Source organism: Pirellulales bacterium (genome assembly GCA_036499395.1).
Taxonomy (GTDB): Bacteria; Planctomycetota; Planctomycetia; order Pirellulales; family JACPPG01; genus JACPPG01.
Genome location: DASYDW010000136.1, coordinates 146968 through 160979 on the forward strand (window position 1 = coordinate 146968; position 14012 = coordinate 160979).

General features: G+C 60.4%; 13 protein-coding genes. 5 read left to right on the top strand and 8 right to left on the bottom strand.

What is annotated here, in order from left to right:
- Positions 1-9: 9 nt before the first annotated feature.
- Genes bioA through VGN12_29030 form a run of 5 tightly spaced genes read right to left on the bottom strand, consistent with a single transcriptional unit; the run spans position 10 to position 4328 of the window.
- Positions 10-1428: an adenosylmethionine--8-amino-7-oxononanoate transaminase gene (gene bioA, locus VGN12_29010; protein HEY4313527.1), complete on the bottom strand. Its 1419-nt coding sequence runs from the start codon at positions 1426-1428 to the stop codon at positions 10-12.
- Complete coding sequence (locus VGN12_29015; GenBank protein ID HEY4313528.1) at positions 1422-2219, bottom strand: SAM-dependent chlorinase/fluorinase; 798 nt, start codon at positions 2217-2219, stop codon at positions 1422-1424. Before VGN12_29015 ends, bioA begins: the two co-directional genes overlap by 7 nt.
- A gap of 16 nt (positions 2220-2235) precedes the next feature.
- Positions 2236-3006 carry a phytanoyl-CoA dioxygenase family protein gene (locus VGN12_29020; GenBank protein ID HEY4313529.1) on the bottom strand — a complete coding sequence of 257 codons (771 nt, stop codon included), beginning with the start codon at positions 3004-3006 and terminating at the stop codon, positions 2236-2238.
- Positions 3007-3021: 15 nt separating this feature from the next.
- A complete protein-coding gene (locus VGN12_29025; GenBank protein HEY4313530.1) occupies positions 3022-3978 on the bottom strand; it encodes a pyridoxal-phosphate dependent enzyme in 957 nt (318 codons plus the stop codon).
- A 41-nt stretch (positions 3979-4019) separates the two neighbouring features.
- Positions 4020-4328: a Rieske (2Fe-2S) protein gene (locus VGN12_29030; protein HEY4313531.1), complete on the bottom strand. Its 309-nt coding sequence runs from the start codon at positions 4326-4328 to the stop codon at positions 4020-4022.
- A 137-nt stretch (positions 4329-4465) separates the two neighbouring features.
- Here VGN12_29030 and VGN12_29035 point away from each other — a divergent pair, with 137 nt between their 5' ends.
- The 4 genes from VGN12_29035 to VGN12_29050 all read left to right on the top strand — a co-directional run bounded on the left by VGN12_29035 (position 4466) and on the right by VGN12_29050 (position 8951).
- The gene (locus VGN12_29035) at positions 4466-5263 is read left to right on the top strand and encodes an aldolase/citrate lyase family protein (GenBank protein HEY4313532.1); all 798 of its coding nucleotides are present in this window, start codon (positions 4466-4468) and stop codon (positions 5261-5263) included.
- 45 nt (positions 5264-5308) lie between these two features.
- Positions 5309-6532, top strand: a complete 1224-nt coding sequence (locus VGN12_29040; GenBank protein HEY4313533.1) for a Tm-1-like ATP-binding domain-containing protein — start codon at positions 5309-5311, stop codon at positions 6530-6532.
- A gap of 101 nt (positions 6533-6633) precedes the next feature.
- A complete protein-coding gene (locus tag VGN12_29045) occupies positions 6634-7476 on the top strand; it encodes a phosphoenolpyruvate hydrolase family protein (GenBank protein ID HEY4313534.1) in 843 nt (280 codons plus the stop codon).
- Between the two features lie 185 nt (positions 7477-7661).
- Positions 7662-8951 (top strand): GAF domain-containing SpoIIE family protein phosphatase, encoded by a 1290-nt coding sequence (locus tag VGN12_29050; GenBank protein HEY4313535.1) that lies wholly within the window; start codon positions 7662-7664, stop codon positions 8949-8951.
- Positions 8952-8956: 5 nt separating this feature from the next.
- On the opposite strand, the gene fhcD is transcribed toward VGN12_29050, so the two are convergent.
- From fhcD to larE, 3 genes are all read right to left on the bottom strand, one after another.
- The gene (fhcD, locus tag VGN12_29055) at positions 8957-9853 is read right to left on the bottom strand and encodes a formylmethanofuran--tetrahydromethanopterin N-formyltransferase (GenBank protein HEY4313536.1); all 897 of its coding nucleotides are present in this window, start codon (positions 9851-9853) and stop codon (positions 8957-8959) included.
- A 124-nt stretch (positions 9854-9977) separates the two neighbouring features.
- Positions 9978-11066: a hypothetical protein gene (locus VGN12_29060; protein HEY4313537.1), complete on the bottom strand. Its 1089-nt coding sequence runs from the start codon at positions 11064-11066 to the stop codon at positions 9978-9980.
- A 184-nt stretch (positions 11067-11250) separates the two neighbouring features.
- Positions 11251-12099 carry an ATP-dependent sacrificial sulfur transferase LarE gene (gene larE / locus VGN12_29065; protein HEY4313538.1) on the bottom strand — a complete coding sequence of 283 codons (849 nt, stop codon included), beginning with the start codon at positions 12097-12099 and terminating at the stop codon, positions 11251-11253.
- Between the two features lie 701 nt (positions 12100-12800).
- Here larE and VGN12_29070 point away from each other — a divergent pair.
- Positions 12801-14000, top strand: a complete 1200-nt coding sequence (locus VGN12_29070) for a M20 family metallopeptidase (GenBank protein ID HEY4313539.1) — start codon at positions 12801-12803, stop codon at positions 13998-14000.
- Positions 14001-14012: the final 12 nt, after the last annotated feature.

Below are 14012 nucleotides of genomic sequence, written 5' to 3' on the forward strand. Positions count from 1 at the left end.
GAAACTTGCCTAGCGTGCGCCAGTCGCAATCTCGATGCCATGTTCGACAGCGCCGCAAATTTCGTCGAGTTCGGCAAACGAAATCGCCAGCGGCGGCATGACCACAACGATATCTCCCAGCGGCCGCAATAGCACGCCCTGCTCGCGGGCTAGGCGACAGATCTCGCGCCCCCGCTGTTCGTTCCAAGGAAAGGGCCGGTTCGTGCCGCGATCTTCGACCAGCTCGATACCCGCGATCAGGCCACATTGCCGTATGTCGCCGACGTGCGGATGACGGCTAATTCGCGCGAGGTGCTCGGCCAGGCGGTCGATCTTCGCCGGCAGTTTGTCCAGCACTTGCTCATGATCGAAAACCTCGAGCGATGCCAAAGCCGCGGCAGCTGACAGGGGGTTGCCGCTGAACGTATGACCGTGAAAGAACTGCCGCCCCGCTGCGTTTGGTCCCAAGAACGCGCGCCACACGTCGTCCGTTGCCAGTGTCGCGGCCATGGGAAGGTATCCGCCGGTCAGTCCCTTGCCGAGGCAGAGAAAATCCGGCGAAACATCCTCGTGCTCGCAGGCGAACATTTGCCCCGTGCGTCCGAAGCCGACGGCCACTTCGTCGGCAATCAGCAGCACGTCATAGCGGCGCGTTAGCTCGCGAATTCCGCGTAGATAGCCCGGCGGATGGATGATCATGCCCGCTGCCGCTTGAACGAGCGGTTCGATCACGAGCGCTGCGATTTCCTCGTGCCGCTCGGCCAGCAATCTTTCGACCGCATCCAAGTAATGTTGGCCAAACTCATCTCGCGGCACTTGTACTTGCGCCCGAAAGGTCACCGGCGCCGGCACGCGCAGACAGTCGAACAATAGCGGCCGGAACATCGAGTGAAATCGTTCCACGCCCCCAACGCTAACGCTTCCGAGCGTGTCGCCATGATAGGCATCGGACAAAGCAACATAGCGAGTCTTGCGTGGACGAGGATCCTCGCGCTGCTGCCAGTACTGAAACGCCATCTTTAGCGCAACTTCGACGCTCGACGAGCCGTCGCTGGAAAAGAACACGTGATTCAAGCCGGCGGGCGACAGTTCGACTAGGCGGCGGGCGAGCCGAATGGTCGTCGAATTCGACGCACCGAGGAGCGTTGTATGCGCGACTTTGGCGAGTTGCTCGCTGATCGCCGCATTAATATGCGGATGGCAATGCCCATGGACGTTGCACCATAGGCTGCTGACGCCGTCGATGTATTCGCGGCCTTCGCTGTCGACCAACTTACAGCCGAAAGCGCGTTCGATCAGCAGCGGCTCGTACTCGGCCATCTGCGTGAACGCATGCCACACATGCTGGCGGTCCCAGTCGGCGAGCGATTCTGCCGAGGGGGGCTGGTTTTGAGAGGACAAATCGCCAACAGACGTAAGAAGTGAGCGAGGAGCGACTGGCTCTACCATTTAATCGTTACCGGGGTGCCGACGCCGACGCCCAGCATCAGCGCGGCGCTATCTCCCACAATGGCCAGTTCCAAATAGCCGCTCGAACCGACCAGGGCCATCAGGGTCATCTCGGGCTGATCGCTGTAGGTGCGAAAAATGCCCTGGGTTTCATGTTCGTCGCAGTGGATCAGCGTTCGTTCATCAGTCGGGGCGCCGGCGAGCATATCGCTCGTGATGTCGGTCACCAGGTTGCCGAACGAATCGATCGATCGCACTTGTCCTTCGATCTTATTGGGCAAGATCCGCACCTCCGGTTCCGGGAGTTCTACGAGCCCCTGCCGCAGCGCCCCCAATTCCTTAGCGTCGAGCCCCAGGCTCAACCTCGCAGCAACCGGAGCCATGATATCTCGTCCGTGAAACGTGGCGGATACACGCTCCTGCCAGAATCTAGGTTCGGTTAAGGTAAGTATTCTAGAGGGAGCGGTGCGCGCCGCCAAGCGACCGAGCAACCCGTTATCGGGGGCGATGTAATGCCGCCCGGCAATCTCGGCGTAAACGATGGCTCGCTCGCCTCCCACGCCCGGATCGACCACGGCTACGTGAATCGAGCCGGGGGGAAAACTATGAGCCACCTCGGCCAACACCCAGGCCCCGGCGCTGATATTTTGGGGCGGTATCGCGTGTGTGACATCCACGATCGTCGCGTGAGGATTCCGTGAGAGGATCACACCCTTCATCTGGGCGACGTAAGGGCTGCCCGTCCCGAAATCGGTCAGCAGCGTGATGATTTTTGACGCTTGTTCGGACATGGTTGACAGGGCAGTTTTACGGATCGAGCTGAATGCTTCCGTAAACCCATTCGAGTGGCGCCGGCAACGTGTTAGGAGCGAATTCCAGATGCAACACCCGCCGATGTGCGGCATTGCGTGCCGGTGACGAGGCGTGCAACAGCAACGGTTTCATTATGACGGCTGCACCCGCGCAGACACTGCATGTGACAAAAGACGTATCTTTCACGAGCTGCGCGACTTGAGCAACTGAAAGCCGCCCTTCGCGATGTGAGCCGGGGATTACCTTGAGGGCACCGCAATTCTCTTTGCAGGGATCGAGGTGCAACCGCACCGTGACCATTCCCTCCAAAACCTCGGCCGGCGGCTGAACGTGTGGCACCTCCGCTTTGGTTGACCAGCCGGTCCAGTTCGGCATATCGGCCCGTTGCTTTCCGGCTATCGATAGATCCTGATGCCAGTTTACATGCCAATTGGCCGAGGAAGTCTTGTCGAACAAGATCGCCTTAGTCAAGAACGGCCGAGGACCAACGACCTCGCGAAGCAACTCGCGAACCCGCGGCAGCAAAAAAATATCTGCGACCTCTGGCACGACATCCAGCAGGTTTCGAACGGCGAATACCTCATTTCGTCGCCGAATTGCGCGATTCGTTGCCAATCGTTCGCAAGACTCGACAGCCTTTATGAGCCAGGATGTAACCTCGGAATCGAGACATTCCTCAACGATCGCATATCCGTCGGCCGCCAGTTTCTGCGCAATACCTGAAGCCGGTTGAGCTTGAACAAGTTCATTTCCACGATTGGTCATGGATGTTGGCCCGTTTCAGGTCCAATCGATCGCCGCCAAATCCACATTGCCGCCGCTGAGAATGATCCCTACACGACGACCGGCAAAGCGGGAAGCGTTTTCCAGCAGCACGGCAACCGGCACCGCAGCCGAAGGCTCGATCACGATTTTCATCCGCTCCCAAACCTGGCGCATGGCGTGCATCGTGGCGGCATCGTCAACGGTGATGATCTCGTCGACCTGTCGGCGAATGATGTCGAAGGTCAATTCGCCCAGCGAGGTTCGCAATCCATCGGCAATCGTGTGCGGATGGTCGCTAGGCAGAATACGTCCCGCAGCCAGTGACCGTTGCGCATCGTCGGCGCCAGCGGGCTCGGCTCCCACAACCTGTAGTCCAGGGACAAGCTCCTTGCCGGCGATTGCTGTACCACTTAACAGTCCGCCGCCGCCAACCGGCGCCAGGATCATGTCCAAGTTGGGAATCTCAGCCACTAGTTCGAGGGCCGCAGTTCCCTGACCGGCGATGATGCGAGGATCGTTGTAAGGATGGATGAAAACCGCTCCGCTCTGCTCGACCACGGCGGCCGCGGTTTCTTCACGAGCCTGAACTGTCGGTTCGCATTCGACGATCGTTGCGCCGTAGCCCGCCACCGCGTCGCGCTTCACCGCTGGCGCGCCGACGGGCATCACGATCGTGGCCGGAATGCTCCGCATCTGGGCAGCCAAGGCCAGGGCCTGCGCGTGATTACCCGAGGAGTGCGTGACCACACCCCGTCGGGCTTCTTCGTCGGCCAGCGACAGAACAGCGTTCGTCGCGCCGCGAAACTTAAAGGCGCCGACTCTTTGAAAATTCTCGCATTTGAAGAACACCGTCGCGCCACTTTGCGCGTCGAAATATTTCGAGCGCATGACTGGCGTGCGATGGACAAGGCAGGCAATTCGTGCGGCGGCTTGCCGGATCGCGGCGATATCGACTTCCGGCGCGTTGGCCATGATGTGCTCGATTCGCAACGACGATTATTTGTGACAGACGCTTAGGGGATGCGCACTTGGATTTCGTCGCCTACGACGCGCACCTCGAAACGGTCGATCTTGACCTTCGGATTGTCGCACCAGACGCCCGTGCAAACATTGAAGCGCCACGCGTGCCAGGGGCAAGTCACGATGCCCTGATGCACTTGCCCTGCCCCAAGCGATGCTCCCATATGCGGGCAAAGGTCGTCGATCGCCTCATAGCCTTCGCCGGTATTGAAGAGGGCCACCAGGCGCCCGTCGACGGTAAATGTGTCGCCGCGCCCTGTGGGGATCGATCCCACCTTGGCGACAGTTACGAAATCTGACATCCGGGCTTCCCGCAAGTCATGGGTCCACGGCCTCGAGAAAGCAATTCCCAACCGGCCACGAGAAGTCTATTCTAGCCTTGCTGCGCCGACCAGGGGCTGAACCGCCTCCCTCAATTTCCTCAACTGCGAAACGAGATATGAGAACCAATATCGCCAAACGAAAGCTGCGCGAGGGAAAGCCCTCGTTCGGTACCTGGCTATCGCTCGGAGACCTGTACGCCACGCGCATTTTGGCGCGGATGGGCTTTGATTGGCTGACGCTTGATCTGGAACACTCGCCGATCGATTGGTCTCAGGCGGCGATGATCTTTGCCGCAATTGCCGACGCCGGGTGCATTCCGCTCGCGCGCGTTCCCAAGGGGAATCACGACTACATCAAACGCGTGCTGGACGGCGGCGCCTGGGGCATCGTGGTACCGATGGTCGACACGGTCGAACAGGCGCAGATCGCGATTCGCGCCGCCAAGTACCCTCCGGTTGGCAATCGCAGCCTCGGCGGCGGCATGCACAGCCTAAATTTCGATGCTACGTCGGCCGAGTATTACGCCAAGGCGAATGACGAGATTCTGGTCGTGCTGCAAACCGAGAGTCCCACCGGCGTCGCCAACGCCGAGAAGATCTACTCACTGCCCGGCGTCGACGCCATCTTTGTCGGACCGGTCGACCTGCGGGCAAACATGCGCTCGCCGGACGGGAAGGAAGCCACGGATCAGGAATTCGAGGCGATGCTGCAACGCGTCGTGGATATCGGCAAGAAGACCGGCACGCCGACCGGCATGCACACGATGGAATCGGACGCCGCCTTGGCCCGCGCCAAGCAAGGCATGCAATTCATCGCCATCGGTAGCGAACTGCGGATGATGTCGCAGCGAGCGCAAGAGATCGTGCGGGCTGTGAATCCCGACGTCGGCGACAAGAACCTGGCCCGCTATTAATCCGCCGAATTGCCGCAAGCGCGGCGCCGACGGGACTGAAAGCGCATGAGCGTCTACCTGCTCGCCACGCTCGACACGAAGGGACGCGAGGCGGAATTCCTCCGCCAGCGGCTGCGCGCCTGCGGAGCGCGTGTGACTCTGGTTGACACCGGGGCGTTGGGTTCGCCCGCCTGCGCCGCTGATATTTCTCGCGAAGAGTTATTTCATGCGGGCGGCGCGCGGCTCGAAGAAATCGTTGCCCAGGCCGACCGTGGTCAGGCCGTGGCAGCCGCGGCCGTTAGTGCGGCAAAGCTGCTGCGCGAACATCATGTAGCGGGAAAGATAACAGGCGTGCTGGCCATCGGTGGATCGGCCGGCAGCACGATCGGCTCGGCAGCGATGCGAGTTCTACCGCTCGGCGTACCTAAGTTGCTCGTCAGCACGTTGGCCTCAGGCCAGGTGCGACATTACGTCGGCGACAAAGATATCTTGATGCTCAACGCGGTCGTCGATATTTCAGGATTGAATCGGATCAGCCGCACGATTCTCGATGAAGCGGCCCGCGCGATGGCCGGCATGGTTTGCATGCCGGCGGCCAAGCAGAACATCGATGACAAACCGCTCGTGGCCGCCACGATGTTCGGCGTTACGACGCCCTGCGTTGAGAAAGCACGCCAGGTGCTAGAAGCTGCCGGATACGAGGTCCTGGTGTTTCACGCCACCGGCGCCGGCGGACAAGCGATGGAATCACTCGTGGCCGACGGCCTAATCGCTGGCGTCCTTGACATTACAACCACTGAGTTGGCCGATGAATTTGCCGGCGGAATGCTCACAGCTGGTCCTGATCGATTGACTGCGGCAGGTCGCGCCGGCGTACCGCAGGTGATCTCGGTTGGCGCGACCGACATGGCGAACTTTCACGCTCGCGAAACGGTGCCGGAGCGATTCTCTGGACGGAAATTCTATCAGCACAATGCCAACGTGACGCTGATGCGCACGACAGCGGAAGAGAACGAGCGTATCGGCGCCGACATTGGTCGCAAAGCGGCCGCTGCCCGCGGTCCGACCGTTATCATGCTGCCGGAGCAAGGTGTCTCGGCCATTGATCGGGCTGGACAGCCATTCGATGACCCAGCAGCACGTGCAACACTCTTCGACGCCATCCGCCGCAATGCCGGCACGACCGAAGTTGTCTCGCTCGACGACCACATCAACGATCCTGAATTCGCCGAAGCAGCCGCCACACGTTTGATCACGATGATGAAACTCCGCAGCCAGAATCGATCCTGATTTCCGTACCAGCCTACGAGACCGATCTTGCATACCAATCAACTTCGTCCGAGCTCTGCAAAGACCGGCTATCGAAGAGACGTCATACCTAAGGTGCAATCATGGCTCTCCACTCGCGCGACGACATTCTGCAAAAACTGCGCGCCAAGGTCGCAGCCGGCAAGCCGATCATCGGTGGCGGGGCCGGCACAGGCCTGAGCGCCAAGCTTTCCGAGGCCGGAGGCATCGACCTGCTGGTGATCTATAATTCCGGCCGCTTTCGCATGGCCGGGCGCGGCTCGCTTTCGGGCTTGATGCCCTACGGCGACGCCAATGGCATCGTGATGGACATGGCGCGCGAAGTATTGCCCATCGTCGAGCACACGCCGGTGCTGGCCGGCGTCTGCGGCACCGATCCGTTTCGCGTGATGAAACTCTTCCTGCGCGAAGTCGATCGCGCCGGTTTCTCAGGCGTGCAGAATTTTCCCACGGTCGGACTGATCGATGGCACATTCCGGGCTAATCTCGAAGAGACCCGCATGGGCTTTGGCTTGGAAGTGGACATGATCCGCGCCGCGCGCGAGCTGAATCTGCTCACCACGCCGTACTCGTTTAATCCCGACGAAGCCGCGGCACTGGCCAAGGCCGGCGCGGATATCCTAATTCCACACATGGGACTGACGACCAAGGGCTCGATCGGCGCGCAGACGGCGCTCACGCTTGACGAGTCGGTGGCGCGCGTGCAAGCCATGCACGACGCCGCAAAACGGGTGAACCGGGATATCCTCGTGCTGTGCCATGGTGGGCCCATCGCTGAACCGGCCGACGCCCAATATGTTCTCGACCGAACCGAAGGTGTCGTTGGGTTCTACGGCGCCAGCTCAATGGAACGCCTGCCGGTCGAACCAGCGATCACGGACCGGGTGCGAGAATTTACGCAGTTGAAGTTTCGCACTGCCAAGTAATTGATCGCCAGCGAATCGTTAGTTGGCCCGATAAACCAAAATCGAGCTGAGTTTCTCGGGTCATCGGATGTGAAGCCCCTGTCCATGATGCGTACAATGTCCTGTCGGCTGGATACGGTTACAGGCACCCGGCGGCAGATTCCATCGTACGTATCGGCGCCCAAGAGCTTTTGCAAGGGTCTCGCATGGCAACGATCTTCGAACTGACTCATGGAACGTGGCAGGAGCGGCTCGAATATGTCGTGGCCATGATGCGCGAGATGAGCGGCGCCAAGGACCCACAAAAGATGGTGGAATCGTACGCAGCCCGAGTGCGCAAGCTGCTGCCGGGGGATCGCTGGATGGCGATCAGCCGGCGGGGACTCGAGCCACCCCATTATCGGATTACGCGCTCCAGCATCTGGCCCCGGCATATCAACCCGTGGAAAGAGGCCGAACTCCTCCCGGTCCACGATCGCGGCTTGCTGCAAGAACTGCTGTATACCGGCGAGGCGAGGATCATCAATAACCCGGCGGTCGATCCAAATGATCCAGCCGGTGAGCATCTGGCGGACATGAAATCGTTGCTCGTGATCCCGCACTTCGAAGGGGGACGCGTGCTGAACATGGTCATTACCGGGAGCCGCGATCCTGATGCTTTCGACCACGAGCGTTTGCCTGAGATGCTGTGGTTGAGCAATCTGTTCGGTCGCGCCACGCACAACCTGGTGTTATCGGAACAGGTGCAGGCCGCTTATGCAGCGGTGGATCATGAGTTGCAAATCGTGGCTGACATTCAACGGTCGCTATTGCCGCGCGCGATGCCGAAAGTCCCGACGCTCGATTTCGCGGTAAACTATCAAACGTCGCGACGCGCCGGCGGGGACTATTACGACTTTTTCGAGGTCCCGGGCGGCAAGCTCGGCATCTTCCTGGCCGACGCCAGTGGACATGGCACGCCCGCCACGGTGATGATGGCGATCACACACAGCATCGCGCATTCGTTTCCCGGACCACCGCAGCCGCCGGGCGAGATGTTGAGCTATCTCAATGCGCAGCTCACTTCCCGCTATACGGTCGAGAACGACTCCTTCGTGACCGCCTTTTACGGAATTTACGATCCGCAGACGCACATCTTGAATTTCGCGCTGGCCGGTCACAATCCCCCGCGCTGGCGTCGCAGCGATGGCACGATCCAGCCGCTTGGCGACAATGCCGGCCTACCGCTGGGCATAAGTGCTGGGGAGACCTACCCAGAAACATCGCAGAAGCTGGCCGTAGGCGACACCGTGTTGTTCTATACCGACGGAGTGACCGAAGCATCAAACAGCTCGAATATGCAATTCGGAACTGACGGGCTGGACAAGGTCTTGCATCAGCCGCGCAAGACATCGGCCGAGTTAATCGACGCCTTGCGTGAAGCGCTCGAAGAATTCACCGGCGGTCAGGCTCCGGAAGATGACCGCACCGTGCTGATGGTGAAGGTCACGGAGTGATACGCTTATTGCTGATCCGCAAGCACCGTGTGCAGACGAAAGTGAAACTTGCCGAGCTTGCCGCCGTAGTTTCCGGCGTTGATCGCGATGACGCCGGGGCCGGCTGCCGCGCGAATGCCCGCAGCCATGGCCTGGGCGATGGCTGACTCGTCGATGCCGTCAATCACCAGCTCGTAGGCGCAATTCGCCCCCGGATGCAACTCGGTGGTCACGCGACCGCGCAACGTTGGGCAAAAGGCGTCGGCCGTGGAAGCGAGCAGCTTCTTGTAGCGCGAGCCGACCTTGCTGCCGCTGCGAGCGATGCCGCCTGGAAAAGGAGTGATGACGCCCTCAAGCGCGGCGAGCGCATCGACGGCGCGGCGCGCTGCGGCCAAGGCCGCCGGCAGGTCGACGCCTTGAACGATCAGATTACCGCCCGCCACCCCCTTCTCGATACCGAGTGAATCCTCGACGAGAAATTCGCCATCCATGACCGGGATGCGCCAGTAGCGCCGGCCAAGCAGCAACTTGCTCTTCTGGAACCCGTCTCCAAAAAAACGGATGTGTTTGCCAAGCGGAATGCGGTCCTCGGCTCCAGGCAGGCCATCGAACACGGCCGACGTGGGACACGTCATCAGGCACTGCCCCGTCCGATTGGGAACGGCCTTGGCGAGAGCCTCTATCGAGAAACCGAACACCAGCACCGCGGCGCCGGGACGGCCGTCGGGCGTCTCGCTTGGATTGAGCCAACGTTCGACCCCCGCCTCGGCATCACAGGCGATCACCGAACTAGCGTAACCGGTGAATTCCGCGACAGCCGCGTGCAGCCAATGCTCGTCGTGCGCGGTTACCACCAGTCGCGCATAGCGCATGCGAAACGCTTCGGCGAACGTGTCGACGATCTCGGTTCCGTTGACGAGCAAAGCGGCACTCCCGCGCAGGGCGTGGCGATGAATCACTGCAAGATTATCGCCTGGCACGCGGATGCGATAGCCGGGGCCGATGCGCACTCGCCCCTGATCTCCTGGACGATTGCGAAGACGGACGTTAGAAGTTCGGGCTGTTGGCCGCGCCCAGCCCCGTGACTGTCGTTCCCTCGCTCGCCTCGGCTGGGGCGAGGCTCAAGACGATGAGCACGAAGTCGCGGAAAGTTTTCATATTCTCAGGCGTAATCCAGACGTAGCAATCGCAGCCGCAGCCACGGTAGTGTCCGACCAGGCAGGCGCATTTGGGTACGTCCTGCTTGCAGCCGTGCATGATCCAGGGCATGGAATAAGGATTGGGTTCACCATCCTTGCCCTCGCCGATAAGCTTCACGAGCGCCTCGATTTTGTCTTGCGCTTGTTCGATCACGGCCACGCTGCGCCCCGGCCGGTAGTAGGCGCCGACCGGTTCGACTGAATCGTCACCGGCCTCGGCCGTGAGGCGAATCACTTCTTCCTTGAGAAACTCGAGCTTTGACGGGGGACCGTGCGGTCCATGTACGAAGGCATCTGCTTCATAACGCTGCGGTTTCTCTGAAAGCTCATTGATTTGCGCGTACAACTCTACCAAATCGGTCTCGATATGCTCCAGATGAAGCTTTCGCTCCTCGCCTGCGCCTTCCTTCATCGTGGCAAGCATGTCCGAGGCGACTTCCTTCGTCAGTGCGATGTGATAACCGGAACTGTACTCACAGATGTTGTCGTACGCCTCGCGCTTGAGGGCGCCGTCGGCGTCGAAGGGATTGATCGCCTTGCGGTAGGCAAGCTGCAACAACTGCAGGTCGTCGGCGTCGATCACCGGATCGACGTTCCATTGATGCAGGATGTTGGTCTGCAGTCCGAGATTTGGCGCTAAGTAACCGGGCCCACCCAGATTGGCGCCTAAGAAGCCCGAACCTTGATCCGCAATCTGCACCAATCCACCGTTGACCCGCACATGCCAGGCCAGCGAGTCCGGGTTGCAACTGAACATCGCCAGGTTATCGAGCACCAGTTGATACTGGATGTCCGAAAGCGTGCCGGCCTGATTGATCGTTCTCCGCTGCAGGCGTGCCGTGGTGCATCCGCATAACGCGATCAGCACGAGGGCGCAACAAATGCGCAGCCAGGGAGTGGCTATCGCCGCCAAGGATGTCGGCAGTGCTTGCACCACGTTCGGAAGCCGATGTCGTATTGGGCAATCTGAAGAAACGTTGTCGATAACATCGGCATTTCCGCAGGGCTAATTCACGCAAACCTGCAGTCGCGCGACCTTCGCTGGCATTAAGCCGGCTACGAGCGCATTGCTAGCGGGCTCTTTTTCTTAGCAGTTCTAGAAAGCACCTACGATTGCGATGCTAGCGAAGCACGCGCAGGTTCTCGACCGGCAATATCTGGTTCAGGCTGCCGGAACGGAATCCTTCCAAGTCGAGCGTCACGTATTTGAAGCCAAGCTGCTTCAACTGGGCGACCAATTGCTCGCGAATCTCCGGCTGCGCCAATCGCACGAGCGCTTCGAGCGGCACTTCGAGGCGTGCCATGTCCCCTTTGTGATAGCGAACCCGTAGCTCGCGCAGGCCTAGAGAGCGCAAAAATCTTTCCGCCTCGTCGATCATTCGCACGCGCTCGGGCGTAACTTCTTCGCCATACGCGACGCGGCTGCTCAAGCAAGGACTGGCCGGCTTGTCCCACACCGGCAACTTCCAATCGGCCGCCAATTGCCGGACCTCGTCCTTCGAAAGCTCGCATTCCAACAGCGGGCTGCGAACCTGGTGTTCGGTAGCCGCGACCATGCCGGGGCGGTGATCGCCGCGATCGTCCAGGTTCGCTCCATTCAGCACGACCGCCACCTGAAACCGCTCAGTGACGCCGGACAATTGCGTGTACAGCTCGGTTTTGCAGTGGTAGCAGCGATCGGACGCATTCGCCAGGTAATTCGGGTCCTTGAACTCCTCGGTGGCTATGACTTCGTGACGAATGCCGATCAACTGTGCGAGCGATTTCGCCTCGTCGAGTTCACCCGAGGCAAGACTAGCGCTCGTACCGGTCACGGCCAGAGCGCGGCCCCCTAAAGCCAATTGCGCGGCTTTGGCCACCACAGTGCTATCGACGCCGCCCGAGAAAGCAACGGCACAAGATTCAAAGCTGCGGATAAAATCCAACAGCCGATCTCGTTTGGTGGCCAGTTGCGGTGACAGTGTGGTCAAGCGACTCTCCTCCCGAGGGGTACTACATCAGTATACCGCCCCCGGTTTGCCTCAGCGCACTCTGAGAGGCACTGTTCAATCTGAGCCAGTGAAAAGAAAAAGGCCGGCATCCGTTGAAGCTGATTAGCAGCCTTTGAAGGATACTGGCCTTCGGCGAGTGCTGCTCACAGAGCGCACTCTCGCGAAAAAAAAATCTCCACCGCAATGCCGTGGCGACGCGGTTTTCGAGAGCCCGCATTCCAACATGGGGGTGGCCTCGATCCCGGGTTGTGTGATCCGAGCGTTGGTTCCGGACCATAAGTCCGGACGCCGGCTGTACACGCGGCCGAGATCTAACGAATTGGCACCCAGCGGACTTTCTTATCGGCTCCCCAAAATATTACGTCTCAGCACGAGCATGGCAGAGAATTAGTTCGACCCACGAAATCGGCCGGAAACCGGCACGATTCACACGGGTCGAACTCACAGAATACTACTCAGGTGTGACACCCGATGCAAGTTCTGTGTAGCCAATTTACCCCTGTTCACCCGGGTAAATCTGGCGTTTTTGCATTCTGGGCAAATGCTACTGGCGGCAACCGCTGCCGTACGAGCACTCGTGGCAGTAGAATGAGCCGCGATGCTGGCGGCGATACGCTCGACTGCGCCGGCGCGATCCACCACTTGGCCACTTCGCCGCGCGAAATAAAAAGCACATACCAATGCCTCTCGATCTCGTCGACACGCTCAGTCAGTTGGTCGCCACGCCCAGCGTCAATCCGATGGGACGTCCGGTATCGGGACCCGAGTTCTTCGAATATCGAATGACCGACTGGCTGCAGGCTTTTTTCAACCGGCTGTCGCTGCCATGGGTGCGGCAGACAGTCGAACCGAAACGCGACAATATCGTGGCTCGCTTCGACGGTGATCGTGCTCCCGGCGATGGCGGCAAGGTTATCTTGCTCGAAGCGCACCAGGACACGGTGCCCGTCGACGGGATGACGATTCCCCCTTGGCAGCCCACAGTGCGCGACGGACGAATTTACGGACGCGGGTCGTGCGATATCAAAGGGGGCATGACGGCCATGCTCGGCGCGCTCGTCCGGCTCGTCGAAGAAAAGCCGGGCTCGCGGCCGACCGTCATCATGGCCTGCACGGTCAACGAAGAGCATGGCTACAGTGGTGCTCAGGCTCTGACGCGCCTATGGACTTCGGCCGGCCAGGATTCGATCATTCCACGCACGCCTGACGCGGCAATCATTGCCGAGCCGACGAACCTGGACGTCGTGGTGGCGCACAAGGGGGCGGTGCGCTGGCGCTGCCACACGCACGGCCGCGCGGCGCACAGTTCGCAACCACAGTTAGGAGACAACGCCATCTACAAGATGGCCCGCGTGCTGACGGCGTTGGAAAACTACGCCCGTGATGTGCCCGCATCGGCGGCTGCGCATCCGCTCTGTGGTCGCCCCAGCCTGAGCGTCGGTGTAATCAGCGGCGGCCTGAGCGTGAACACAGTTCCCGCTCGGGCCACGATCGAAATCGATCGCCGCATTATTCCGGGCGAAGATGGTGAAACCGCTTACCGGCAAGTGGTCGATTACGTAACGCATCGCACCGAGCTTGGTGCCAGCTTGGAGCACGAGCGTCCCTACCTTGAAGGCCGTTCGCTATCCGATGGCCCAAACAAAGTGCTCGCCGGTCAATTGATCGAGGCCGCACGGCGTGTGCGCGGACAGGCCGCCGAGATCGGCGTTCCTTTCGGAACTGACGCCGCCACGATCGCCGGCGCCGGTGTCCCCAGCGTCGTGTTCGGCCCAGGTTCCATCGCACAAGCGCACACGGCCGATGAATGGCTGTCTCTCGACGAACTCACGGCCGCGAGCGAAGCGCTGTACCAGTTCCTCGTAAGCGCCGGTACCTAAGGTACCGCTCGA